At 61.6% G+C, this 23,852-nt stretch carries 22 protein-coding genes and 1 pseudogene; 8 read left to right on the top strand and 15 right to left on the bottom strand.

Annotated features, from left to right (window positions below; translation table 11 throughout):
• Positions 1-2: 2 nt before the first annotated feature.
• The gene (locus ACYZTX_RS19315; RefSeq protein ID WP_462035431.1) at positions 3-632 is read left to right on the top strand and encodes a Vgb family protein; all 630 of its coding nucleotides are present in this window, start codon (positions 3-5) and stop codon (positions 630-632) included.
• 16 nt (positions 633-648) lie between these two features.
• Here ACYZTX_RS19315 and ACYZTX_RS19310 read toward each other — a convergent pair whose 3' ends face one another.
• Complete coding sequence (locus ACYZTX_RS19310; protein WP_462035430.1) at positions 649-1,509, bottom strand: CAP domain-containing protein; 861 nt, start codon at positions 1,507-1,509, stop codon at positions 649-651.
• 102 nt (positions 1,510-1,611) lie between these two features.
• A complete protein-coding gene (locus ACYZTX_RS19305; protein WP_462035429.1) occupies positions 1,612-2,502 on the bottom strand; it encodes a DMT family transporter in 891 nt (296 codons plus the stop codon).
• Positions 2,503-2,585: 83 nt separating this feature from the next.
• On the opposite strand from ACYZTX_RS19305, the gene ACYZTX_RS19300 reads away from it, so the two are divergent.
• From ACYZTX_RS19300 to ACYZTX_RS19290, 3 genes are all read left to right on the top strand, one after another.
• Positions 2,586-3,917, top strand: coding sequence for an aminotransferase-like domain-containing protein (locus ACYZTX_RS19300; protein ID WP_462035428.1), 1,332 nt, complete (start codon positions 2,586-2,588; stop codon positions 3,915-3,917).
• A 207-nt stretch (positions 3,918-4,124) separates the two neighbouring features.
• On the top strand, positions 4,125-4,541 hold the full coding sequence (locus ACYZTX_RS19295) for an organic hydroperoxide resistance protein (RefSeq protein ID WP_462035427.1): 417 nt from the start codon (positions 4,125-4,127) through the stop codon (positions 4,539-4,541).
• Between the two features lie 173 nt (positions 4,542-4,714).
• A complete protein-coding gene (locus ACYZTX_RS19290) occupies positions 4,715-5,986 on the top strand; it encodes an epoxide hydrolase family protein (protein ID WP_462035426.1) in 1,272 nt (423 codons plus the stop codon).
• A gap of 52 nt (positions 5,987-6,038) precedes the next feature.
• On the opposite strand, the gene ACYZTX_RS19285 is transcribed toward ACYZTX_RS19290, so the two are convergent.
• Positions 6,039-6,827: an alpha/beta hydrolase gene (locus tag ACYZTX_RS19285; RefSeq protein WP_462035425.1), complete on the bottom strand. Its 789-nt coding sequence runs from the start codon at positions 6,825-6,827 to the stop codon at positions 6,039-6,041.
• 85 nt (positions 6,828-6,912) lie between these two features.
• On the opposite strand from ACYZTX_RS19285, the gene ACYZTX_RS19280 reads away from it, so the two are divergent.
• Together ACYZTX_RS19280 and ACYZTX_RS19275 are read left to right on the top strand one after the other, a co-directional pair.
• Positions 6,913-8,199 (top strand): NTP/NDP exchange transporter, encoded by a 1,287-nt coding sequence (locus ACYZTX_RS19280; protein WP_462035424.1) that lies wholly within the window; start codon positions 6,913-6,915, stop codon positions 8,197-8,199.
• On the top strand, positions 8,186-9,130 hold the full coding sequence (locus tag ACYZTX_RS19275) for an aldo/keto reductase (RefSeq protein ID WP_462035423.1): 945 nt from the start codon (positions 8,186-8,188) through the stop codon (positions 9,128-9,130). Before ACYZTX_RS19280 ends, ACYZTX_RS19275 begins: the two co-directional genes overlap by 14 nt.
• A 43-nt stretch (positions 9,131-9,173) precedes the next feature.
• Here ACYZTX_RS19275 and ACYZTX_RS19270 read toward each other — a convergent pair whose 3' ends face one another.
• Positions 9,174-10,565 (bottom strand): aldehyde dehydrogenase family protein, encoded by a 1,392-nt coding sequence (locus ACYZTX_RS19270; protein WP_462035422.1) that lies wholly within the window; start codon positions 10,563-10,565, stop codon positions 9,174-9,176.
• 100 nt (positions 10,566-10,665) lie between these two features.
• Between ACYZTX_RS19270 and ptrR the strand changes: the two genes are divergently transcribed.
• Entirely contained in the window at positions 10,666-11,547 is an 882-nt protein-coding gene (ptrR, locus tag ACYZTX_RS19265; RefSeq protein WP_462035421.1) for a putrescine utilization regulator PtrR, read from the top strand.
• A 48-nt stretch (positions 11,548-11,595) separates the two neighbouring features.
• Here ptrR and ACYZTX_RS19260 read toward each other — a convergent pair whose 3' ends face one another.
• On the bottom strand, positions 11,596-12,036 hold the full coding sequence (locus ACYZTX_RS19260; protein ID WP_462035420.1) for an Ohr family peroxiredoxin: 441 nt from the start codon (positions 12,034-12,036) through the stop codon (positions 11,596-11,598).
• A 109-nt stretch (positions 12,037-12,145) separates the two neighbouring features.
• Positions 12,146-12,367 (bottom strand): annotated as a pseudogene (locus tag ACYZTX_RS19255) (OsmC family protein); the annotation flags it as partial.
• Positions 12,368-12,495: 128 nt separating this feature from the next.
• Here ACYZTX_RS19255 and ACYZTX_RS19250 point away from each other — a divergent pair.
• Positions 12,496-13,503 carry an Ldh family oxidoreductase gene (locus ACYZTX_RS19250; RefSeq protein WP_462035419.1) on the top strand — a complete coding sequence of 336 codons (1,008 nt, stop codon included), beginning with the start codon at positions 12,496-12,498 and terminating at the stop codon, positions 13,501-13,503.
• Between the two features lie 141 nt (positions 13,504-13,644).
• On the opposite strand, the gene ACYZTX_RS19245 is transcribed toward ACYZTX_RS19250, so the two are convergent.
• From ACYZTX_RS19245 to ACYZTX_RS19205, 9 genes are all read right to left on the bottom strand, one after another.
• Positions 13,645-15,225, bottom strand: a complete 1,581-nt coding sequence (locus tag ACYZTX_RS19245; RefSeq protein WP_462035418.1) for an aldehyde dehydrogenase (NADP(+)) — start codon at positions 15,223-15,225, stop codon at positions 13,645-13,647.
• A gap of 165 nt (positions 15,226-15,390) precedes the next feature.
• Complete coding sequence (gene abaF / locus ACYZTX_RS19240; protein ID WP_462035417.1) at positions 15,391-16,788, bottom strand: fosfomycin efflux MFS transporter AbaF; 1,398 nt, start codon at positions 16,786-16,788, stop codon at positions 15,391-15,393.
• Positions 16,789-16,861: 73 nt separating this feature from the next.
• Entirely contained in the window at positions 16,862-17,779 is a 918-nt protein-coding gene (locus tag ACYZTX_RS19235; RefSeq protein WP_462035416.1) for a dihydrodipicolinate synthase family protein, read from the bottom strand.
• 137 nt (positions 17,780-17,916) lie between these two features.
• On the bottom strand, positions 17,917-18,945 hold the full coding sequence (locus ACYZTX_RS19230) for a trans-3-hydroxy-L-proline dehydratase (protein WP_462035415.1): 1,029 nt from the start codon (positions 18,943-18,945) through the stop codon (positions 17,917-17,919).
• A gap of 117 nt (positions 18,946-19,062) precedes the next feature.
• A complete protein-coding gene (locus ACYZTX_RS19225) occupies positions 19,063-19,785 on the bottom strand; it encodes an amino acid ABC transporter ATP-binding protein (RefSeq protein WP_461970621.1) in 723 nt (240 codons plus the stop codon).
• Entirely contained in the window at positions 19,778-20,428 is a 651-nt protein-coding gene (locus ACYZTX_RS19220) for an amino acid ABC transporter permease (RefSeq protein ID WP_462035414.1), read from the bottom strand. Before ACYZTX_RS19220 ends, ACYZTX_RS19225 begins: the two co-directional genes overlap by 8 nt.
• A 10-nt stretch (positions 20,429-20,438) precedes the next feature.
• Positions 20,439-21,104, bottom strand: coding sequence for an amino acid ABC transporter permease (locus ACYZTX_RS19215; RefSeq protein ID WP_283180624.1), 666 nt, complete (start codon positions 21,102-21,104; stop codon positions 20,439-20,441).
• On the bottom strand, positions 21,097-22,875 hold the full coding sequence (gene lhpI / locus ACYZTX_RS19210) for a cis-3-hydroxy-L-proline dehydratase (protein ID WP_462035413.1): 1,779 nt from the start codon (positions 22,873-22,875) through the stop codon (positions 21,097-21,099). Before lhpI ends, ACYZTX_RS19215 begins: the two co-directional genes overlap by 8 nt.
• A gap of 10 nt (positions 22,876-22,885) precedes the next feature.
• Positions 22,886-23,704: an ABC transporter substrate-binding protein gene (locus tag ACYZTX_RS19205; RefSeq protein ID WP_462035412.1), complete on the bottom strand. Its 819-nt coding sequence runs from the start codon at positions 23,702-23,704 to the stop codon at positions 22,886-22,888.
• Positions 23,705-23,852 lie beyond the last annotated feature (148 nt).

Genomic DNA, 23,852 nt, shown 5'->3' with positions numbered 1-23,852 from the left:
ACATGAAACAGTCAGCCGCTCAAATCCTTCGTGAATATGGACCCTTTTCCGGTGTCGACAAGGTGCATGGCGTCACCTGGGACGGCCAGCACGTCTGGTTCGCAACCGGCGAAAAACTCAACGCCCTGGACCCCGCGAGCGGCAAGACACTGCGCTCTATCGACATCGCCGCCCATGCCGGCACCGCCTTCGACGGCCAGCACCTGTTCCAGATCGCCGAGGATCGCATCCAGAAAATTGACCCGCAGACCGGCCGCGTACTCGCGACGATCCCGGCACCTGGCGGCAGTGATTCAGGGCTGACGTGGGCGGAAGGGACGCTGTGGGTCGGCGAGTATCAGGATCGCAAGATTCATCAGATCGATCCCGAGACCGGCGCGATTCTTCGCACGATCGAATCCAACCGCTTCGTCACCGGGGTGACTTGGGTCGACGGGCAACTTTGGCATGGCACGTGGGAAGAGGACGAGAGTGAGTTACGCCATGTTGATGCGAAGACCGGCGAGGTGCTGGAGAGCGTGAAGTTTCCGGCGGGCATCGGGGTGTCGGGGCTTGAATCGGACGGTGGCGATCAGTTTTTCTGCGGCGGCGGAGGCAGTGGAAAGGTGAGGGCGGTGCGGCGCCCCAAATAAGGCGCCGCTCAATCACTCAAGGCGCGCCAAACAACATCGTCCAGTAAACCCCCTCATCACTGCGCGCGTCCGCTGCATAGGCTGCACCCATCTGGGTAAACATCGGGTTCATCATGTTGGCGCAATGCCCCGGACTGGCCAGCCAGCCCGACATTGCCTTACTGGGTGAACCCTGACCGGCAGCGATGTTCTCGCCGATCTGCCGGCCACGGAAACCAGCGGCTCGCGCCCGGTCTGCGGGCATCTCACCGTCGGGATCCTGGTGTGCGAAATAGTTGCCGTAGGCCATCGCTTTACTGTGCCCTTGCGCCGCAGCGCCCAAGGCTGCGTTCCAGGCCAATGGCCGTGCAGCAGCGAAGCGCTGACGACCGCAGAGGCGTGGTTTTGAGCGTGCCGCATTGACCTGTGCCAGCAACGCCTTGCTGACCGCTCGCGTATCGCCCAGCTGACTGTCGAGCACCGGCCGTGCCAGCACTATCTGCCACTCACTCCGGGCCCGACTGACGCCAATGTCGGCGAACTGGGTATCGAGCAACGCCGCGCAGTGATCGCTCTGAAGCATGTCGAAGGCTTCATCGGCATCGTGCGCACCGACCACACGTAGCGTGCGCACCGTCACCGCCTGATAGCCGGACGCTTTCAATCTATCGCGCAATCCGCCGCCATAGCCGATCGGCAAGGCCAGGTTCGACTTCAACGACAGCGGCGATAACGCCCGACCCGCGCGCCCCGAGCAGCGATCGGGGTGAGCGCGGTAGTCGTTGATGGCTTCCACCAACTGCCTTTCGGCACCGGCGTGGGCGGGGTTGGCGAACAGCGAAAACAGAGGAATGAAACAGAGCGAGGCAACGCGAAAGGACAGGAGGGTTTGGCGCATGGATGGACAGCTCTGAGCGGGCAAGTGGATTTCACGGCTCGGCTATGACTGGCGCTTCAACACAAGGTTCACGAGCGAAAGAGATCTATTTGTCGCGCCCGCTCACTTCGAAAACTTTCGCGCCCCGGCGACGCAAAGGATCACCGCGACGGTAACCCCCAGCATGCCAAGGCTGACCTGCTCGTGAAGCAGCGTGGCCGCCAGCGCCAATCCAAAAAACGGCTGCAGCAGTTGAAGCTGGCCGACAGCAGCAATTCCCCCTTGGGCAAGCCCGCGGTACCAGAAGACGAAACCGATCAGCATGCTGAAGATCGATACGTACGCCAGGCTGATCCACGCGGGTGTGGTAATTCCCGAGAACGAAGCAGGGGCCATGAACCCGGTCAGCGGGACCATGACGGGCAGCGACAGCACCAATGCCCAAGAGATCACCTGCCAGCCGCCCAGGGTTCTGGAAAGCTTCGCACCTTCCGCATAACCCAGCCCGCAGGCGAGGATGGCCAGCAGCATGAGCATGTCGCCTGTCGCAGAAGCGTTCAGGCCTTGCGAGACCGCAAACCTCACGACCAGCGCGCTTCCCAGCACCGAGAAGAACCAGAACACCGGCCGTGGACGCTCCCCTGCGCGCAACACGCCGAACACCGCTGTAGCGAGCGGCAACAGGCCAACGAAGACGATGGAATGCGCCGACGTCACGTACTGAAGCGCCAGCGCCGTCAGCAGTGGAAACCCGACTACAACGCCCATTGCCACGATCACCAGGGGCAGTAGCTGATGCTTGGCAGGGCGTTTTTCTTTAAACAGCCACAGCATGCAAAGTGCCAGAAGTCCGGCAATGGCGGCTCGGGCAACCGTCAGGAAAACCGGGTCGAATTCCTGCACGGCCAACCGTGTGGCAGGCAGCGAGCCGCTGAAAATCAGCACGCCGATAAACCCGTTGAGCCATCCGCTCGCGGTCTTTTCCGTGGTTGGGTTTTGCAGGGTCCGTTCCATGTGAGGTCACTCTCAATTTGCAGAGATCCATCGTATGATCGACGCTCACTACAATCAAAAAATTGTCATGGATACATCTCGACATGCCTCGCTCACGGTACAAGTCATTAGTGGATGCTTTTGCGGCTGACATCCGGTCCGGACGATTGTTGCCGGGCACAAGATTGCCGACGCACCGTCAACTCGCGGCGACAGAAGGGCTGGCGCTGGTGACCGCCACGCGGGTCTATGCAGAGCTCGAAGCCATGGGCCTGGTCAGTGGGGAGACGGGGAGAGGCACGTACGTGCGGGAGACCTCGTTGCCGCCTGGCTTGGGTATCGACCAGAAAAACGTTGCCGTTGGAATGACCGACCTCAACTTCAACTATCCCTCGCTGCCAGGACAGGCGGAACTCTTGCGAAATGCGTTACGCCAGCTCGCGTCCGGCGGTGATCTGGAGTCCCTGTTGCGCTACCAGCCACACGCCGGGCGTCTGCATGAGCGGGCGTCTGTGGCGCGCCATTTGCTCGCCCGAGGACTGACGGTAGATGCCGAGCAAGTGTTAGTGGTCAGTGGTGCCCAGCATGGGCTGGCCGTGACAATGATGGCGCTGCTGCAACCCGGTGATGTGATTGCAGCGGATGCGCTGACCTATTCAGGCTTCATCGTGCTGGCTGAAGCCTTGCACCTTGAAATCGTGCCCATTCCCGTGACCGAACAGGGGCCTGATCTGGAGGCGCTGGACAGCCTGTGCCTTCGTCGCCGCGTGCGCGCGGTGTACACGATGCCGACGCTGCACAATCCGTTGGGATGGGTGATGAGTGCCGATCAGCGCGAGTCGCTGGTGACGATTGCGCGCAGGCATGACTTGCTCATCATCGAGGACGCCGCTTATGCCTTCCTCGCAGAGGACCCGCCTGCACCGTTAGCGCAACTCGCTCCCGAGAGGACCGTTTACGTTTCAGGGCTCTCCAAGAGTGTGGCCACCGGATTGCGCGTAGGTTTCGTCGCAGCCCCCGCCGAAAAAGTGCCTGCGTTGGAGCGAACGATCAGGGCGACCACCTGGAATACCCCAGGCGTATTGACGGCGATAGCGAGCACTTGGCTCGACGATGGCACGGTCATGCAACTGGAAGCTGAAAAACGCCGGGATGCGCAGGACAGGCAAGCCATGGCCCGTGAAGTGTTGGCAGGACTTCCGTGCGTAGGTCACCCTTCGTCCTATTTTCTTTGGCTGCCCTTGTCTGAAGATGCAAGGGCTGACCAGATTGCCGCGGCGCTGCTGCGTGAAAATGTGGCGGTTTCAACCGCTGAGCCGTTTGCCACTTCTGCTCATGTACCGCATGCGATCCGCTTGGCGCTGGGCTCAGCAGAGTTGGACGCACTTCGCGAAGCGCTTGAAAAAGTTAAGTGGGTGATTGGTGCTTATTCATAGCCCGGAGTCGCCCACCCGCCATTATTTTTTGTTCCCCGCTTGCGCGGCGTACGAGGGTCACCAACGGCGTCTGTATTGAAAGGTCCAGTCCGCTGCAGGTGACGCAAGCGCCGTGACGAGTGGCGAATTCATCAAGCGAGAAGGACTGGTCGATACGCTCACGGAGGGCACTCTTTTTAATCCAGCATTTTCAATCAGGAGATCATCATGACCCAGATCGAAAAAGTACTGTACACCGCCAAAGTCCACACCACGGGTGGGCGGGACGGCGCATCACGCAGTTATGATGGACGTCTCGAAGTCAAGCTTTCGTCCCCTGGTGCCAAGGGCGAAGGCACCAATCCGGAGCAGTTGTTCGCCACGGGGTGGTCAGCGTGCTTCATCGGTGCGATGCAGGTCGCTGCCGGCAAAATGAAGGTCACGCTCCCGCCTGACCTGGCCATTGACGCCGAAGTTGACCTGGGCACCAACGCAGGCGGTTACCTCCTGCAGGCTCGCCTCAACATCAGCCTGCCGGGAATGGACCGCGAAACAGCCCGGGCGCTGGTGGATGAAGGGCACAAGCTGTGTCCGTACTCCAAAGCCACCCGGGGCAACATCAACGTCGAAATCAACCTGATCTGAGCCAGGCCTGTAACGCAATTCGGGCAAGGCATCGCAAGGGTGAAACTCAACGCTTCGCCCTTGCGAGATGGCTCACGTGCCCGATGCCGCCTCTGACCGGCTGGTAAAGCGTCTTCGGTGACCGATAAGCGCAAATTCGTAACTCATCGTGACCCTCAACTGAGGCAATGAAGATGAAGCCCACATTCGCGGTTGCTATCGCTACCCTCGCGCTTTGCATCTCGGCCCTCGCCAGCGCCGCTCCCGCCGCCGATACCCAGGCCATACAACCTTTCCACGTCAATGTTGCGGACAAGGATCTCGCCGATCTGCGCAACCGTATCGCGGCGACTCGTTGGCCGGACAAAGAGACGGTTTCCGATCGATCACAGGGCGCACAGCGGGCACAGCTGCAGGAGTTGATTCGCTACTGGGGCACGAACTACGACTGGCGCAAGGCCGAGGCGCAGCTCAATGGCCTGACGCAGTACATGACCACCCTCGACGGTGTCGATATCCACTTTATCTGGGTGCGCTCCCCCCACCCGAACGCTTTACCGATGATCATGACCCACGGTTGGCCAGGCTCCGTGCTCGAGTTCATCAAGGTCGTCGGTCCGCTCACCGACCCGACCGCGCACGGGGGTAACGCCGCGGATGCATTCGATGTGGTGATTCCGTCCATTCCTGGCTACGGCTTCTCCGGCAAGCCGAGTGGCACCGGTTGGGATCCAGACCACATCGCGCAGGTCTGGGCGCAGCTGATGCAGCGCCTCGACTACACCCACTACGTCGCCCAAGGTGGCGACTGGGGTGCCCCCATTACCAGCGCGATGGCGCGTCAGACGCCGGCCGGATTGCGCGGCATTCACCTTAACCTGCCCGCCACGATACCGGCGGAAGCGAGCGCGGCGCTGGCCGTCGGTGGACCGGCGCCGGCGGGATTTTCCGAGGAAGAACGCGCGACCTATGACGCCGTCGCCGCACTCATCAAACAGGGGAACCTGGCGTACAGCGCGATGATGGCCGCGCGGCCGCAGATGATCGGTTACGGCTCGACGGATTCACCGGCCTTCCTCGCGGCGCTGATGCTCGTGCATCCGGGCTTCTCCCGCTGGACATACGGCGCCGACCCGCAACAGTCGCCGACGAAGGATGAAGTGCTGGACGACATCACGCTCTACTGGCTGACGAATAGCGGCGCCTCGGCAGCAAGGCTCTACTGGGAGAACATGGGGCGAAGCCCTCTTTCTTCGGTCGCACAGAAGACCACCGAGATTTCGCTGCCGGTGGCCGTCACCGTGTTTCCAGAGGATGTCTACTTCCCCCCGGAGACGTGGGCCCGGCGCGCCTATCGCAACCTGATTTACTTCCACCAGGCCGACAAGGGCGGCCACTTCGCAGCTTGGGAGCAGCCGCAGCTTTTTACCGAGGAACTTCGCACGGCGTTCCGCTCGCTGCGCTAAGTCGCAAGGCGCGCACTTGCGTTTTTCACTCGCGTGGCCGAAAAGCGGCCACTTATAAACCATCACCCAAGACCTTGAGGTATTCGGGGCTCTCGGATATTGAGTTGTGCCCCGTACCCGGTATGACCTTCAGCGACGCCACCCCGTTGGCAAAATGCGTGTAGAGCCGCTCCGTGCTGGAGCGTGGTATCACTTCGTCGTGCTCAGCGGCGATCAAGAGTGTCGGCACCGTGATGTGGGCGGCGTACTTCCAGGATTCAAAGGTGTCCTTGAGCAACCACTTCACCGGGAAGATGGGGAACTGCCGGGCGGCAAGTTCTTCAAGACTGTTGTAGGGCGTGATCAGCACCAGACGCGTCGCCGGGCGTTGGCTGGCGAGGCGCACCGCGACGCCCGAGCCCAGGCTGCGACCGACCACCGTAATGCGTGGATGGGTGGCGTAGACCTGGTCAAACAAGGTCATGGCGTCGCGGGAAATCATTTCCTCGGAGGGCGATCCGGAGCTGCCACCGTAGCCTCTGTAGTGCAGCAAGTAGAGGGCGTGATTGGTAAAGGCTTCGGAAAACGAAGGCAGGCTCCGGGAGACGTCCTCGGCATTTCCACCGAAATAGATCAATGCATTGGGCCCCTCGTGCGGTCTGACGGACACCAGCACCTGAGCGTCGTCGACAGACAGTGTGAGCAGCGTTGCCGAGGCGCCGACAGCGCGGGGTTGCGGGAAGTAGATGAGGGCGCGCTGGAAGATGAACAGCGCAGCGCACAACGCCAAATACGCGACGGCAACGATGACGACGAGAGACACCAGGGTGCGTGACATTCGGCTAACTTTAGTGGGCGGCATTGACGGCTCTGGCCGGAACACGGCTATCGCTTGATCGCTGTCAGAGTGTAGTAGACCGATAGCGCGACGCACCGGGAGGGCACCCATGCCCAACGTTGTCAAATGGCTCAACGTTCTGCCGTCCGAAAGAGCGGCCCTGAAGTTGGGCTTCGCCTTCCATTTCTGCGTGCTGGCCAGCTACTACCTGGTACGACCGCTGCGCGATGCCTTGGGCCTTGAAGGCGGCGCCGACAAGTTGCAGTGGCTGTTCACGGCCACCTTCGTGGTGATGCTGCTGATGGTGCCGCTATTCGGTGCGCTGGTTTCGCGGCTGCCGGCGACCCGTTTCGTGCCGTTGATCTATCGTTTGATCGCCTTGTCGATGCTGGTGTTTGGTGTGTTGATCGCCAATCACGTTGCGCCAGTGGCAGTAGGCCGCGTGTTTTTCGTCTGGATCAGTATCTACAACCTGTTCATTGTCTCCATCTTCTGGAGCGTGCTGGTGGACCGGTTTTCCAGCGACCAAGGGCGGCGGCTGTTCGGCTTCATCGCCGCCGGTGGAACGTTGGGCACGTTCATCGGGCCGTTGCTGGCCGCCACCATGGCTACCCGGTTTGGCCCGGTGGCGTTGACTGTCGCGGCGGCGCTGCTGCTGGAAGTCGCGGTGCGCTGCTACCGGGCGCTGTTGTCCCGTACCGCGTCGCAGGCAGGCATCCTGTCGCTGGATGATCGGCGCGTGGGCGGCAGCCTGCTCGCCGGCATCACGCTGATTTTGCGCTCGCCTTATCTGCTGGGGCTGGTGTTGTTCATGCTGTTGCACACCAGCGCGGCGACCTTGTTGTATTTTGAACAGGGTCGAATTGTCGCCGGTAGCTATGCTGATGTGGCCAGCCGGACGCAATTCTTCGCCGTCGTCGATTTGATCGTGTCGGCACTGACCTTGATGTTTCAGCTCATGCTGACGGCGCCGTTGATCCGTCTGATTGGCATTGGCGGGGCGCTTGCAGCCTTGCCGTTGGCGACGATCGTGGCGTTCGCCGCCATGGCCCTGGCGCCCGTGCCTGCAACCGTGGCGCTGGCACAGGGGCTGCGCCGTGCGGTCGAGTTCGCCATCGTACGTCCGGCGCGAGAAGTGTTGTGGACGGTGGTCAGTCGGGAAGAAAAGTACAAGGCCAAGAATGTGATCGAAACCCTGGTGTATCGCGGCGGAGATGCCGCCAGTGGCTGGCTGTCCGCCGGGTTGACGGCGCTGGGAGCAGGTTTCGGCCTGGTGGCGCTGATGATCGTGCCGGTTGCCGGGCTGTGGGGCGGGTTATGCCTGTGGCTGGCCAGGCAGCAGGCGCAAAGGGCTGACAGCAAAAATGTGGAAGGACAATTCCATGAGCCACACTGATGGATACTCGCGTCGAAAAATACTCACGCTGGCTGCCGGAGTCTCGGCGGTTTTCACCTTCGATCCGGCCTTTGCAGCATCCACGCCGTCGACGGAAACAGGAGGCAAGAACATGCTGACCCGTGCCATTCCATCCAGCGCCGAGCCATTGCCGATCGTCGGGCTGGGCACGTATCGCGGCTTTGATGTCGAGCCTTCAAGCCCCGCCTACAAGCAGCTGCCAGCCGTTCTACGTGCGCTGTTCGAGAAGGGCGGGACGCTGATCGACAGCTCACCCATGTACGGTCGCGCCGAACAGACGACCGGTGAGCTGCTGTCGATTCATGAACCGCGTTCGCCGGCCTTCCTGGCCACCAAGGTGTGGACCCGCGGCCGCGAAGAAGGCATCGCGCAGATGGAGCAGTCCTTCAAACTGCTGCAGACCGACCGCATCGATTTGATGCAGATTCACAACCTGCTGGACTGGAAAACCCATTTGCCGACCTTGCGCCAATGGAAGGAAGAAGGGCGCATTCGCTACATCGGCATCACCCATTACACGGCGTCGGCGTATGACGAGGTGGAAGCGGTGCTCAAGGCCGAGCCGTTGGACTTTTTGCAGATCAACTATGCGCTGGACGATCGCGGCGTCGAGAAACGAATTCTGCCGCTGTGTCGCGAGCGCGGCGTGGCGGTGATCTGCAATCGGCCATTCGGCGGCGGTGATTTGCTCGCCCGCTTGAAGGACAAACCGTTACCGCGTTGGGCCGCCGATGTGCGGGTCAATAGCTGGGCGCAACTGGCGCTCAAGTTCCTGCTCACGCATTCGGCGGTGACCTGCGTCATCCCCGGCACCGGCAATCCGCGTTACATGGCGGAAAATGCCGGTGCCGGTTTTGGTCCGATGCTGACAGGGGCGCAGCGCGAGCAGTTGATTGACATTGTGGGTTAGTTGCGTTGGCGAAACCGGTACGGGATAGCTTCGGCAAACGCGATCAGCGCCGATCCAGCCACACCGTCTGGGCATTGCAGAATTCGCGCACACCGAAATGCGACAGCTCACGGCCAAAACCGCTTTTCTTCACGCCGCCGAAGGTGACACGCGGGTCGGATGCGCAATAACCATTGATGAACACGCCACCGGTTTCCAGCTCACCGGCCATCTGTTGGGCAAGCTCGACGTTGCGTGTGTAAATGGTTGAGGCGAGGCCGAATTCACTGTCATTCGCCAGTTCCAGTGCATGCGCTGCATCTCGCGCCGTGATGATCGACGCCACGGGGCCAAACAGTTCCTGTTTGAACGAAGTCATCTGCTCGGTGACATCAGCGAAGACAGTTGGCTCGTAGAAGTTGCCGGGGCCTTCAGCCTTCTTCCCGCCCATCAACAACGTCGCGCCTTCTTCCAGGGTGTCGCGCACCTGTTGATCCAGTTCATCACGAAGATCAAAGCGAGCCATCGGACCGATGTAAGTGTCGGCGGCCAGTGGATCACCGACCACCAGTTTTTGCGTGGCTTCGACGAATTTGCGCGTGAATTCCTCGACGATGCCTTGTTCGATGATCAAGCGTTTGGCCGCCGCGCAGACTTGCCCGGTGTTCTGATAACGGCCAATCACGGCGGCTTTGACCGCTTCGTCGAGGTCGGCATCGTTAAGCACAATGAAGGGGTCGGAGCCGCCCAGTTCCAGTACACACTTCTTCAACGCCGCACCGGCTTGAGCGCCGATGGCCATGCCGGCTCGCACGCTGCCGGTCAGGGTCACTGCAGCGATGCGTGGGTCGGCGATCGCGGTGGAGACGCCGTCCGGCGTGACATTGATGACCTCAAAGACACCTTCGGGAAAGTCGGCACGCGTGAAGGCTTCCCGCAACAGATAAGCGCTGCCCATCACGTTGGGTGCATGTTTGAGTACGTAGGTGTTGCCGGCGATCAGCGCTGGAACGGCGCCGCGCACGACCTGCCAGATCGGAAAGTTCCACGGCATGACGGCAAGTATCGGTCCGAGCGGGCGATATTCAATGCGCGCTTTGCCACCTTCAACCAGCGTCGGTTCAGCGCTCAGCATCGCCGGGCCGTGCTCGGCGTACCACTCGCAGAGCTGCGCACACTTTTCGATTTCGCCGCGCGCCTGAGTGATCGGCTTGCCTATCTCCAGGGTGATCATGTTCGCCATTGCTGCCGCGTTGTCGCGCAATGCCTGAGCCAGGGCGATCAACAACTGCGAGCGTTGATCAACGGGTTTGCTGCGCCAGACGCGGAACCCGGCAGCGGCGCGGGCTAGGGCGGTGTCCAGTGCCAATGTGGATTCGAAAGGGTAGTGGCCGATCTGCTCGCCGGTGGCGGGGTTGATCGAAATGGCATGGGTGAGGCTGGAAACTTGGGTCATGGCACCGTCCTGCGAGGTGGGGATGCGCTCAGGTTACGGTGGCGTTTGTTTTCTGGAAACTGAATAATACTGAGCATATCGTTCACGTTTGGAGAATGACTTGGATCTGGTTCAGCTTGAAATTTTCAAAGCCGTCGCCGAGCACGGCAGCATCAGCGCGGCCGCTCAGCACATCCACCGGGTGCCCTCGAACCTGACGACGCGGATCAAGCAGCTGGAGCTGGATCTGGGCGTGGACCTGTTTATCCGCGAGAAGAGCCGCTTGCGCCTTTCGCCGGCCGGCTGGAGTTTTCTGGACTATGCCCGGCGCATCCTCGACCTGGTCCAGGAGGCCCGCGCCACCGTGGCGGGCGAAGAACCGCAGGGATCGTTTCCCCTGGGATCACTGGAGAGCACCGCTGCAGTGCGTATCCCTGAGCTGCTGGCCGCCTATAACCAGAAGCACGCCAAGGTCGAGCTGGATCTGTCCACCGGCCCGTCGGGGACCATGATCGACGGCGTGTTGTCTGGCCGATTGGCGGCAGCGTTTGTCGATGGACCGGTGCTGCACCCGGCACTGGAAGGCGTGCCGGCGTTTGAGGAAGAAATGGTGGTGATCGCACCGATCAACCATTCCCCCATCCATCGCGCACGAGATGTTAACGGTGAAAACATCTATGCCTTCCGCTCCAATTGTTCCTACCGACACCACTTCGAAAGCTGGTTTGCCAAGGACGCGGCGGTGCCCGGCAAGATTTTCGAAATGGAGTCCTATCACGGCATGCTGGCGTGCGTCAGCGCTGGTGCAGGCCTGGCGCTGATGCCCCGCAGCATGCTCGAGAGCATGCCCGGATGCACCACGGTGAGCGTCTGGCCGATGTCGGAATCGTTCCGCTATTTGCGCACCTGGCTGGTGTGGCGCAGGGGGACGGTGTCACAAAGTCTGACCATGTTTGTGCGCTTGCTTGAGGAGCGCGGGGTGGTGCGGGATGAGGCTAACTGATGGTTGTGACCGGTTCGACGGCGAAAGTCGAACCGGTCGAATGGTGCATCACGCCGTCAGGGCGTGGATGACCACGTCGATATTGCCTCGCGTCGCCTTCGAGTAAGGGCAGATCTGGTCGGCGGCGTGCGCCAGCTCCGTCGCGACATCTTGCGTCAAGCCTGGCACGCGAAGAGTCAGCCGGGCCTGGAGGAAGTAGGCCTGGCCGGTCTGGCCCAGATCGACCTCAATATCAATGGCCAGATTGGGCGGCAGCGTCACCTTCATATTTTTCGCCGCCAGCTCGACGGCGGCGGTGTAGCAGGCCGACCATGCGCCGGCGAAAAACTGCTCTGCCGTTGGGTGCGGCACAATGGCTGCGAACTCGTGTGCCAGTCTAGGGTTTCCAGGCGACGAGAGCTGGATGGCGAGGCCGCGGGAAGAGTTGTCACCGTCGCTGAAGGTCGTGTGGGTTTTGCCTGTGGCCAGGACTTTTTCGATTTTGTTCATGGATGAGTCCTCAACGTTTTGATGGGGTTATGATTCGTATGCGCTTTGGGCGCATGCGATATATAAGGCGTATCGGCAAGGCCAATCGATATCAACGCCGCGCGGTGCGTCAAGCCGTGAGGACGTTCAGGGCCACGTCAATGTTACCTCGCGTCGCTTTCGAGTACGGGCAGATTTGATCGGCGGTGTGCGCCAGTGTTGTTGCGATATCGTGCGACAAACCCGGCACGCGCAGGGTCAATCGAGCCTGAAGGAAGTAGGCCGGACCGGTCTTACCCAGATCGACTTCGATGTCGACGGACAGATCCGACGGCAGCACCACGTTCATCTCAGCGCGGCCCAGCCGACGAATGGTCGTATTGCCGGGATATGCCGAATTCGTCGTCGACCGCGCCTAAAGCGATCAAGCCGTGGCGTCTGGGATGGGCCAGTCTGGACAGTCTGTCCAAGGAGCTGATCATGATCCGACTGTCCCTGGCCGAAGCTTGCGAGCTGGCCGAATCAATCTTGCTGCACAACGGTTTCAACCTTGCCCATGCACAGGCGGTGACCGCCACGGTGATTGCCGGCGAGCGCGATGGCTGTGCCTCCCACGGTTTGTACCGGGTATTGGGGTGCGTGAATTCGCTCCGGGCCGGCAAGGTGGTGGCCGATGCCGAGCCGCGGGTAATCGACCAGGCACCTTCGATCGTGCGGGTCGACGCGGCGGGAGGTTTCTCCCAGTTGGCGTTCCAGGCGGGTCTGCCATTGCTGGAAGAGAAAACCCGGGCAAATGGGATTGCGGCGTTAGCAATCAATCGCTGTGTGCATTTTTCCGCCCTGTGGGTCGAGATCGAGCAGCTGACCGCTGCCGGTCTGGTGGCGCTGGCGTGTAATCCCAGCCATGCCTGGGTCGCGCCGGCGGGAGGCAGTCAGCCGGTGTTCGGGACTAATCCGATCGCTTTCGGTTGGCCGCGTTCGGGCACGGATCCTTTTGTGTTCGACTTCGCCACCAGCGCGATTGCCCGTGGCGAAATCGAGTTGCATCGACGTGCCGGCAAAGCGATTCCCGAGGGTTGGGGTGTGGACGCCGACGGGCAGCCCAGTACCGATGCGAACGTGGTGCTCGATGCGGGTGCGATGCTGACGTTCGGCGGGCACAAGGGCTCGGCGTTGGCCGCCATGGTGGAGTTGATCGCCGGGCCGTTGATCGGTGATCTGACCAGTGCCGAATCGCTGGCCTATGACGCGGGCAGCAAGTCGTCGCCGTACCACGGCGAGCTGATCATCGCGCTCGATCCGCGGCGCTTTCTTGGCGAGGGCACCGAGCAGCACTTGGCCCGTGCCGAAGTGATGTTCCAGAGCATACAAGGGCAGGGCGCGCGCTTGCCGTCGCAACGGCGTTACGAGGCGCGAGCACGCAGTCTGGTGGAAGGTGTGCAGATTCCTGAAGCCTTGTACAACGACTTGAAGGCACTGCTGGATTGAAGGGGGAGGCGGCCAACCCTGTGGGAGCAAGCCTGCTCCGGGCGGCGTTCCGACGAAGGGGCCATAACATTCAACATTTCTGTCGACTGTTACACCGCTTTCGCGAGCAGGCTCGCTCCCACACTGCTCAATTGAGTGTCTTTAAATCGGTTGGCGATGGCTATCGCCGTCGACCAGACGGGTGATGCCCAGCGGATTGGCGTTTTTCAACGCGTCGGGCAAGAGCGCATCCGGGCAATTCTGGTAACACACCGGGCGCAGGAAACGCTCGATGGCCAGGCTGCCGACCGAGGTGCCACGGGCATCGGAGGTGGCCGGGTAAGGCCCGCCATGCACCATCGCATCGCAGACTTCGACGCCGGTCGGGTAGCCGTTGAACAGTACTCGGCCGACTTTCTGTTCAAGCAGCGAGAGCAATTCACCATGGGTTTGCAGGTCACCGGCTTCGGCAATCAGCGTGGCCGTGAGTTGACCGTGCAAGTTCTGCAATGCCCGTTGCAGTTCAGCCTTGTCGGCCACTTCCACCAGCACCGTGGTCGGCCCGAACACTTCTTCCTGCAACAGCGGGTCGCCGTTGAGCAGCAGGCTGACGTCGGCCTTGAACAGCTGCGGCTGGGCCTGCTTGCCCTGTTGTTCGCGGCCCGCCAGGTGGCTGATTTGCGCATGCGCGTGCAGCGCCTGCAGGCCTTTTTCGTAGCTGGCGAGTGTGCCGCGATTGAGCATGGTTTGCCCCGGCTGTTCAGCCATTACCGCGCCGAGTGTTTCAATGAATGCGCTGAACTCGGGGGAGCGAATGCCGATCACCAATCCGGGGTTGGTGCAGAACTGGCCGCAGCCGAGCACCACTGACGCGGCAAGTTCACTGGCGATTTTCTCGCCCCGCAGCTGCAGTGCTTCAGGCAGTATCAGCACCGGATTGATGCTGCTCATTTCGGCGAATACCGGAATCGGTTGTGGCCGTGCGGCGGCCATGTCGCAGAGGGCGCGGCCACCCTTGAGCGAACCGGTAAAGCCGACCGCCTGGATCGCCGGATGCTTGACCAGCGCTTCACCGACACCCGCACCGTAGATCATGTTGAACACACCCTTGGGCATGCCGGTTTGCTCGGCGGCGCGAAGGATCGCATCGGCCACGTGCTCGGCAGTCGCCATATGCCCGCTGTGGGCCTTGAACACCACCGGGCAACCGGCGGCCAGGGCGGCTGCGGTGTCGCCACCGGCAGTGGAAAACGCCAGCGGGAAATTACTCGCGCCAAACACCGCGACCGGGCCGACGCCGATCCGGTACTGACGCAGATCGACCCTTGGCAGCGGTTGGCGCTCGGGCAAGGCCCGGTCGATGCGCGCGCCATAGAAATCGCCACGGCGCAGGACTTGGGCGAACAGCCGCATCTGGCCGCTGGTGCGACCGCGCTCACCCTGAATACGCCCGGTCGGCAGCGCCGTCTCGCGGGTGACCAGGGCGACGAACTCATCGTCCAGCGCATCCAGTTGCGCGGCGATGGCCTCGAGGAATTCCGCACGGCGGCTCGCCCGCAAGTTTCGAAAGGCCGGGTAGGCTGCCGCGGCGGCCTGAGCAGCGGCGTCGACTTCTTCAACGGTGGCTTGCATGAACGACCAGGGCAGCGCTTCGCCAGTGCTGGCGTCATGGCTTTGCACGGTGATGATGCCGGCAGCGCTGCGCGCACCGCCGATGTAGTGGTGGCCGATGATTTTGGGCATGAAAAACTCCTGTCGGAAAAGGGGGGCAGGCAAGTCTTTTTCTGTTTGTCAGATCGCCAAGATCGCAGCCTGCGGCAGCTCCTACAAAAGCTGCGTACACCCAATAATTCGTGGATATACGCGATCCCTGTAGGAGCTGCCGCAGGCTGCGATCTTTTGGCGGCTTCAAGCCAACGAATCGCCCTGGCGAGGGATGGCGGGTTCGGCGTTGTCCAGGGCAGCGATGCGCGCAGCGGATTCAGCATCCACCACGTGCAACGACTTGCCACGGGTTTCTCGGGTCAGGCCGACGGCGACGATGGAGATCAGCGCGGCGCCGACCAGGTACCAGGCGATCGGTGTCGAGCTGTGGTACTTGTTGAGCAAGGTGAGAGCAATCAGCGGCGCCAACGAGCCGGCGAAGATCGGAGCCACCTGGTAGCACAGGGACAACGCGGTGTAGCGCACGTGGGTCGGGAACATTTCGGCCATCAGCGCCGAGTAGGGCGCGTAGGTCATCGACTCGATCGCCAGGCCCAGGGTGATGGCCGCGATGATCAGCCAGTTGTTGCCGGTGTCCATCATCGGAAAGCCGATGAAGCCCCAAAACGCGGTGAGGATTGCACCCGTCAGGTACACCGGTTTGCGCCCGACCAGGTCGGACAGATAACCCATCAGCGGGATCATGAAGAAGTGCAGCAGGTGCGCGCCGAACATCAGAAACAGAATCTCTGAGGTGTCCTTGTGCACCACCAGCTTCAGGTAGGTAATCGAGAAGGTCACGACGGTGTAGTAGAGGATGTTTTCGGCAAACCGCGCACCGATGCCGATCAGCACTGCACGCCAGTGATGACGCAGCACTTCGACTACGCCCAATTGTTGTTGCTTGTTCTGCGCCTGACGGGCCTGGGCTTCCTTGAAAATCGGCGCGTCATCGACGCTGGTGCGAATCCAGTAGCCAATCAGCACCACCACGGCCGAGAACCAGAACGCGACACGCCAGCCCCAGGCAAGGAATTGCTCCTCGGAAAGGTTCGACGACAGCAGCAGTAACGCGACGGTCGCCACCAGGTTGCCGGCCGGGACACCGGCTTGCGGCCAGCTGGCCCAGAAGCCCCGGCGATTGTCCGGGCAGTGTTCGGACACCAGCAGAATCGCACCGCCCCATTCACCGCCGAAGGCGAAACCCTGGATCAGCCGCAGCAACACCAGCAACACTGGCGCGGCGTAGCCGATTTGGTCGAAACCGGGCAAACAACCCATCAGGAACGTGGTGATGCCGACCACCACCAGGCTCAATTGCAGCAGGCGTTTGCGGCCGAATTTGTCACCGTAATGACCGAACACCAGACCACCCAGCGGGCGGGCGAGGAAGCCGACGGCGTACAGGGCGAAGGCGGCGAGGATGCCGTCGATCGGGCTGTCGGTCTGGCGAAAGAACAGCTGGCCGAAGACCAGTGCCGAGGCGGTGCCGTAGAGGAAGAATTCATACCATTCGGCGACGGTGCCGGCCATGGCGGCGGCCACGACACGTTTGAGTCCCGAGGGTGTGGTTGCGCGGGCGGTGCTGTGAGGATTGGACATGCTGACGTTTCCTGTAGAGGCGCAAAAAACAGGCAGCCGGGCCGGGTCCGCAAGGGGCCCGCCCGGCAATCACTCAGAGACCGACGTCCGGCAGTTCCGGACGGTTGGCTAAGGCCTTGGCCATGATCTGCTCGACGAAAACCCGATCGGCTTCCGGCAGGGCCAGACGGGGTGGACGGGTCAGGGCGCTGCCGCGACCGGCGATGGCTTCGCACAGTTTGATGCACTGCACCAGGTCGGCCCGGGCGTCGAGGTGCAGGATCGGCATCAGCCATTCGTAGATCGGCATGGCTTCGGCGAAGCGACCGGCCTTGGCCAGGCGGAAGATGGTTTCGCCTTCTTTCGGGAACACGTTGGACATGCCCGAGACCCAGCCTTCGGCCCCCACGGCGATGCTTTCCAGCACCACGTCGTCGAGACCGGCGAACAGCACAAAGCGGTCACCGACTTCATTACGCACGTCGATGAAACGCCGGGTGTCGCCGGAGGAATCCTTGAAGCACACCACGTTGTCGCAGTCGGCCAGGGAAATCAGGATGTCCGGGGTGACGTCGTTTTTGTAGATCGGCGGGTTGTTGTAAACCATCAGCGGGACATCGGCATTCTTGGCCACGTAGCGGTAGTGCTCGGCGGTCTCGAACGGCTTGGAACCGTAGACCAGCGCTGGCATCAGCATGACCCCGTCGACACCGACCCGGCGCACAGCGTTGGCGACCTTGGCCGCTGCGATGCTGGTGAATTCGGCCACGCCGCAGATCACTGGCACGCGGCCGCGGGAGGCGTCGACCGCGACTTCGGTCACGGCGATTTTTTCTTCGGCGGTCAGTGAGGTGTTTTCCCCCACCGAACCGCACACCACCAGGCCCGACACGCCGTCACGGATCACGTTGGAAATCACCTGGTGGGTTTTTTCCAGGTTGATGGTGAAGTCTTCGTTGAATTGAGTGGTCACCGCGGGGAAGACGCCACTCCAGTTAATGCGCTTGCTCATTGTTGCCTCCGGTTCAGTAATTGTATTTCGTATACGATATTGCAAGTGACAACGCTCGGCCAGTGCTTTTTGCGGTTACGTAGGGTTTTTTCCTAGCCGTTTGTCAGAGTTTTTGGTGAGGGTTTGTAAGACTGTGATCAGGCCCCAGGCCAGGTGTCAGACAGTCGATAGCCTTGCGGCCAGGGATCGCTCGGATCGAGCAGCAATTGATGAGTGCCGGTGATCCAGGCCCGGCCGGAAATGCACGGGTAGATCGCCGGGCGTCCCGCTACTTCGGTCAGCGAATCGATGCGGCAGTGGAACTCGGAGCCGATGATCGAGCGGCCGATAAAACGCTCGCCGACCTGCATCAAGCCCTTGGCCTGCAGCACCGCCATACGCGCCGAGCAACCGGTGCCGGTCGGTGAACGGTCGATCTTGCCGGGTTGAATCACCACCGCGTTGGCCCCGGTGGCGATGCCCTTTTCAACGACGATGGGTGCGGCAATCTGGCAGAAAGAAATATGCGACCACTCGGGGTTCAACGGATGCACGAAGCCCAGTTGTTCATTGGCCGCGCGGGTAATTTTCAGCCCGACCTCGACCAGTTCCGCCGCCTCATCAGGACGAATGGAGAAGCCCAGGTGCTTGGCGTCGGCGATCACGAAACTGTCGCCACCGTACGCGGTGTCGACCTGCAATGAACCGAGGCCTTCGACTTCGATCCAGGCGTCGAGACGGTCAGCGAAGGAGGGCACGTTCTTGATTTCCACCCGTTCGACCTTGCCGTCACGGCAATCGGCAACCGCTTCGATCAGCCCGCCCGGCGCTTCGAGCACCAGCCGGGTTTGCGGTTCAGTCATCGGCAGGATGCCGCTGTCGAGCAACACGGTGGCCACGCACAGCGAGTTGGAGCCGGACATCGGCGGGGTGTCGGCCGGCTCCATGATGATCCAGGCCATTTGCGCCCTAGGATCCTTGGCCGGCACCAGCAGGTTGACGTGGCGGAACACACCGCCGCGAGGTTCGTTGAGGACGAAGTTGCGCAGTGTCTGATCCTTGGCGATCCAGCGTGACTGTTCCCACACGGTGGCCCCGGGCGGTGGCGCGACGCCGCCGACGATCACGTCGCCGACTTCACCTTCGGCGTGACAGCTGACTACATGAATCACTTTCGATGAGCGCATGGTTTGCTCCTTGTTTTGTCTGTCAGGGCCCCTTCGCGAGCAAGCCCGCTCCCACATGGTTTGGGGGTGTACACCAGGCCAATGTGGGAGCGAGCCTGCTCGCGAAGGGGCCATTGGCTATTTGACCGATTTCAGAAAGGCCGCAGTCTCCGCATGCACCGGATTACCAATAACCTGATCCGGCGAACCGATCTCGTGCACCAGGCCATTGCGAAAGAACGCCACGCGGTCGGACACATCGCGGGCGAAGCGGATTTCGTGGGTCACCAGGACCATGGTCATGCCGTCTTCGGCGAGCATGCGCATGGTGTCGAGTACCTCGCCGACCAATTGCGGATCGAGGGCTGAAGTGGCTTCGTCGAACAGCATGTAGTCCGGCGACATGGCCAGGGCGCGGGCGATCGCCATGCGCTGCTGCTGGCCGCCGGAGAGCTTGCCGGGAAAGGCCTTGAGCTTGTCGCCCAGGCCGACGTGGGTCAGTTGTTTCACCGCCAGTTCCTCGGCGTCGCACTTGCTCTTGCCCAGCACTTTGCGGGGCGCCAGCATCACGTTTTCCAGCACGGTCAGGTGCGGGAACGCGTTCCATTGCTGGAAGACGATGCCGATCTTTTGCCGCAGACGGTTAAGGTCGGTGGCGCTGTGGTGGACCTCGACACCGTCGACGCGGATGTTGCCTTTCTGAATCGGCTCCAGGCCGTTGATGCACATCAGCAGGGTCGACTTGCCCGAGCCGGAGCCGCCGATGATCGACACCACTTCGCCCTTGCTCACCGTCAGGTTGACGCCCTTGACCACTTCGAGGTCGCCGAAGGATTTGTGTACGTTGTCGATCTCAATCATTTTCTTGCCACCTTCTTTCCAGACGAGCGCCCAGGCGAGCGACCACCAGGCTCATGACGTAGTAGATGAGGCCCGCGATGCACAGCACCAGCAGCGGTTCCTGAATGCGGGTTACGATGGTTTGCGAGGCGCGCAGCAGTTCGACGATGCCGATCCACATCACCAGCGCGGTGTCTTTCATCACGCTGAGCACCAGGTTCAGCCAGCCGGGAAAGGCCACCCGGGTGGCCATCGGCAGGACGATCCAGCGCAAGTCCTGCAGGAAACTCAGGCCCAGCGAGCGACTGGCCCGACGCACAGTGAACGGCACCGAGAGCACGCCGCTGCGCACGATCTCGGTGAAGTACGCGGCGGCGTAGACCCCGAGCACAATGCAGCCAACGCTGAAGGCGCTGATGTTCAAGCCGACAATGCTCTTGAGCGAGTTGAACAAGACAAACTGGATCAGCAACGGCACGCTGCGAAACACGTCCAGCACCCAGGCCAATGGCAGGCTGGCGCGCGGCCACAGCGCCCGCAGCAAACCGAACAGCAGCCCGGCGAATGAGCCGAGGATGATCGACCAAAACGTGAGTTTCAGAGTGACCCAGGCGCCATCAAGCAAAAACAACAGGTCATTCCAGGAAAAACTGGTGGTCAACATGATCACCTCCTCAGTAACGGAACAGCCGCCAGGCCATCAGCCGGGCGACGGCGACGATTGCCTTGGCAATCAGGTAATAAAGCACCGCGGCGATGGCGAAGTATTCGAAGGTGCGGAACGTCTTGACGTTGTAATCCTGGGTCACGCCGGTGAGGTCATTGTTCAGCCCGACAATCACCCCCAGCGACGTCATCAGCACCGCCCAGACCATCTGGTTACTCAACGGGTAGAACACGATCCGCAACAGCTGCGGGACGATGATCATCCGGTAGGCCTGGAAGGCACTCATGCCCAGCGAACGCGCGGCGCGCACTTGCGTGCCGGGCACAGCCTTGAGGCCGCCGCGAAAGTTTTCCGCCAGGTAGCCGGCATTGTTGAAGGTGATCCCGGCCAACAGCGCAAACCATGAGCTGACATGCAAATCCAGCGAGCCGAGGCCGAAGTAGAGGACGTAGATCTGGAACAGCGACGGGGTGTTGCGCGCGATCGACACCCAGCCATTGCCAATGCCGCGCAACAACGGTTGTTTGGTTTCGCGCATCACCGTCAGGGCCAGGGCGATCAATACGCCGAAGATCATCGACAGTGCAGCGGTCTCGAAGGTGACCCAGGCGCCGGCAAGCATGTCCGGCAGGGCGCGCAGGGTTGCGCGCCATTGGAAGGTGTAATCAAACATGCGCGTGGCTCTCCAGAGAGGCGGCCGATTGCAGCCAGGCCGGCAAACGACCGCTGGCCGTGGCGCTGCAGGCGGCGTCGACGCATTCGGCGAGGTTGGCGAAGTGCACCTTGCGGCCCACCAGGCCGGGTGCGTAATGGGCGTACTTGCCCGAGTTGGTCATCAAGGTTTTGGCGGCCAGCGGGATCACCGGTTCGCCGAGCATGCACCAGCAGGTATCGGTGACCAGAGTCGCGCCGAAGGCTTCGATCACCGCGATATGTCCGGCCTCTCGGGCCTGCTCCAGCACCGCGCGACCGCAGGTGATGGCGAGCACCACCTCAGGGTGTTTGTGCCGACCCCGACACAGCCGCGCCAGATGCGCGAATTCGCTAAGAGAGAAATGCGGGTTGCCCAACGAGACCACATCCACCCGGTTGTCGCGGGCACTGTTGAGCTCACGCCAACTGAGCAGCAACTCCTTCAGGCGGATTTTTTCCACCGGCACATCGGCATCCGCCTCCAGTACCTGCGTCGGGTCGAGTGCTTCCGGCGTCACCCCGGCGATATGGAACAGCGGCGCGGCGGAGGTGGTGGCGAAAGCGGCGCCGAAGGCTTTCAAATCGTCCAGGCTCGGCTTGCTCTGTTCCAACCCCAGCACCAGAGGAATTCGACTGCCGGCCAGGGCACCGATGTGGTACCCGAGCAGAGGGTAGAAGGCATCATCCAACTCGCGCAAAACCGGCAATTCGATTTGCAGGCGAGCTTTACGTTGCGCGTCCAGATGGCAGCCGATCAGGGGCGCGCGGCCGGTCAGGGCGATGCAGATATCCAGGTAGTCCGGGTATTTCAGGGTGCGTGCGCCGAGCACGCTGTTGGCATAGACCACCGCATTGGATTCGGCCCAGACAATCTGCTCGCCGGCCTTCGGTGCGCTGTCGAGCAGGTAGGGTGCGCAGGTAAAACTCAGCTGTGCGCCCATCGCCATGTACGCATCGCCCAAGGCGCTGGCCGGTACGCCAAGTGCCGGGTCGATCCCCAACTCACGCCAACGACGCTGGTCGACGGAAATCGAATTGAGCGTGGTCGGCACCCGTACTTTGGCTCCCCACTGCACCAGTTGTTCGGCGAAGCGCAGGCTCGCAGGTCCGGTATAGATGCAGCCGTCGATGTGTGCCTGGGTGACATCCACCAGGTTGTGCGCGCCTTGCAATTGCGCCATGCGCAGGACGATCTGCATGGCGACCTGAGCGGCCTTGCCATGCTCGCCATCGAGCAGCGCCCGATCGTGTTCGGTGAGTTCAATAGAGGTGATTTTTTCTTCTGTCTGCAACGGACTGTCGAGTGCCTGCCAGGCATCACCCGGCAGGCGTTCGAACACGGTCACCGTTGATGCTTCGACCCGAGCAAAGGCCTTGCCGCGCAAGGCGGCGAAGGTCTCCCGGCCGATGCACAGCACCGGCAGGGAACGTTCGAAAATGGTCTGTGCCACGAGCACGCCCAGGGTCAGGATCTCATCGGGTTCGGCCAGCACCAGTGCGGCCGGCGCATGACCGTTGCTGATCAATTCCATCAGCACACTGCTGCCGGTGCACGAGCCGCGGCCGCTGGGAATGGCCAGCACCCGGCCGACCAGGTATTCGCCGCTCAGCGGGTGGTGACGGTCAATGACCTCGCCGCTGTACGGGTCGACCCCGCCCCAGAAACTCAGCCCGACATCGGCGAACAGTAAAGCGCCCTGGGCGGCGCCCGCGACCAGGCTGCGACCGGTCAGAGAGGTTGGCCTAGGCATGCCGGACATCTCAGTAATAGACCTTAGGCACGGTCAGGTCAGAGGGTGAAATCTCGGTGCCGACCCATTTGGTGAACAGCTCGTTGTAACGGCCGCTGCGCACCTGCTGGTTGACGAACAGATTGAGGTAGTTGAGCAGGCCATACTCGTTGCGCTTGGCACCCAGGGACACGTAGTCGATGGTGTACGGCGCGTTACCGGCGACTTTCAGGTTCTTGTATTTGCCCGACTTGATCGTGGCGGCGGCCACTGTGTTGGTGACCACGGTAGCGTCAATGTGACCCTGGGCGACTGCCAGCAGCGTGTCGTTCTGTGACTGATAGGCGCGGAAGGTGCCGCTGCCCCAGCTCTTCACGTCTTTTTCCAGGGCGATGGCTTCATAGGTGCCGCTGGTGTTGCCCAAGGCCTTGCCTTTGATATCGGCGAAGCTGTTGATGCCGGTGTTGTCGCGGGTCAGCACCACCATCTGGAAGGCGAAGTACGGCACGGTGAGGCCGACGGTCTTGGCCCGTTCGAGGGTGTCGGAAGTGGAGGCGACGATCACGTCGGCGCGCCCGGAGACCAGCGCCGGAATTCGATCCGGGAAGGGTGTTTCAACCACTTCCGCGTCGACGCCGAGGATTTTCGCCAGGTCGCGGCAGTAGTCCACGTCGAAACCGGCCGGGTTGTTGCCTTCATCGCGAAAACCCATCGGTGGGAAGTCCAGGGTCACTGCGCAACGCAGCTTGCCCGAACCAATAATCTCGTCGAGCTTGTCGGCTTGGGCGGTGGCCATGAAGGAAGTACTGAGAACAGCGCTGAGGGCTACGGCAAATGCGGGGTTTTTCATAGAGGCCTCGTGGTCGGAAAGTGCTGTTAGATATCGTATTGGGAATTTCGTATACGATATTAGATTAGCAATGAGCGTGCCTGTTTCCGAACCAAGGCGAGAATTATTTGCCCAGCCTTGAGCTAAACGTCCTGCAAGATTGTGGGAA

The organism is Pseudomonas sp. MDT1-17 (assembly GCF_054898105.1).
The sequence above is the reverse complement of the archived record's forward strand: the minus strand, read 5'-3'. Positions and strand labels throughout refer to the sequence as shown.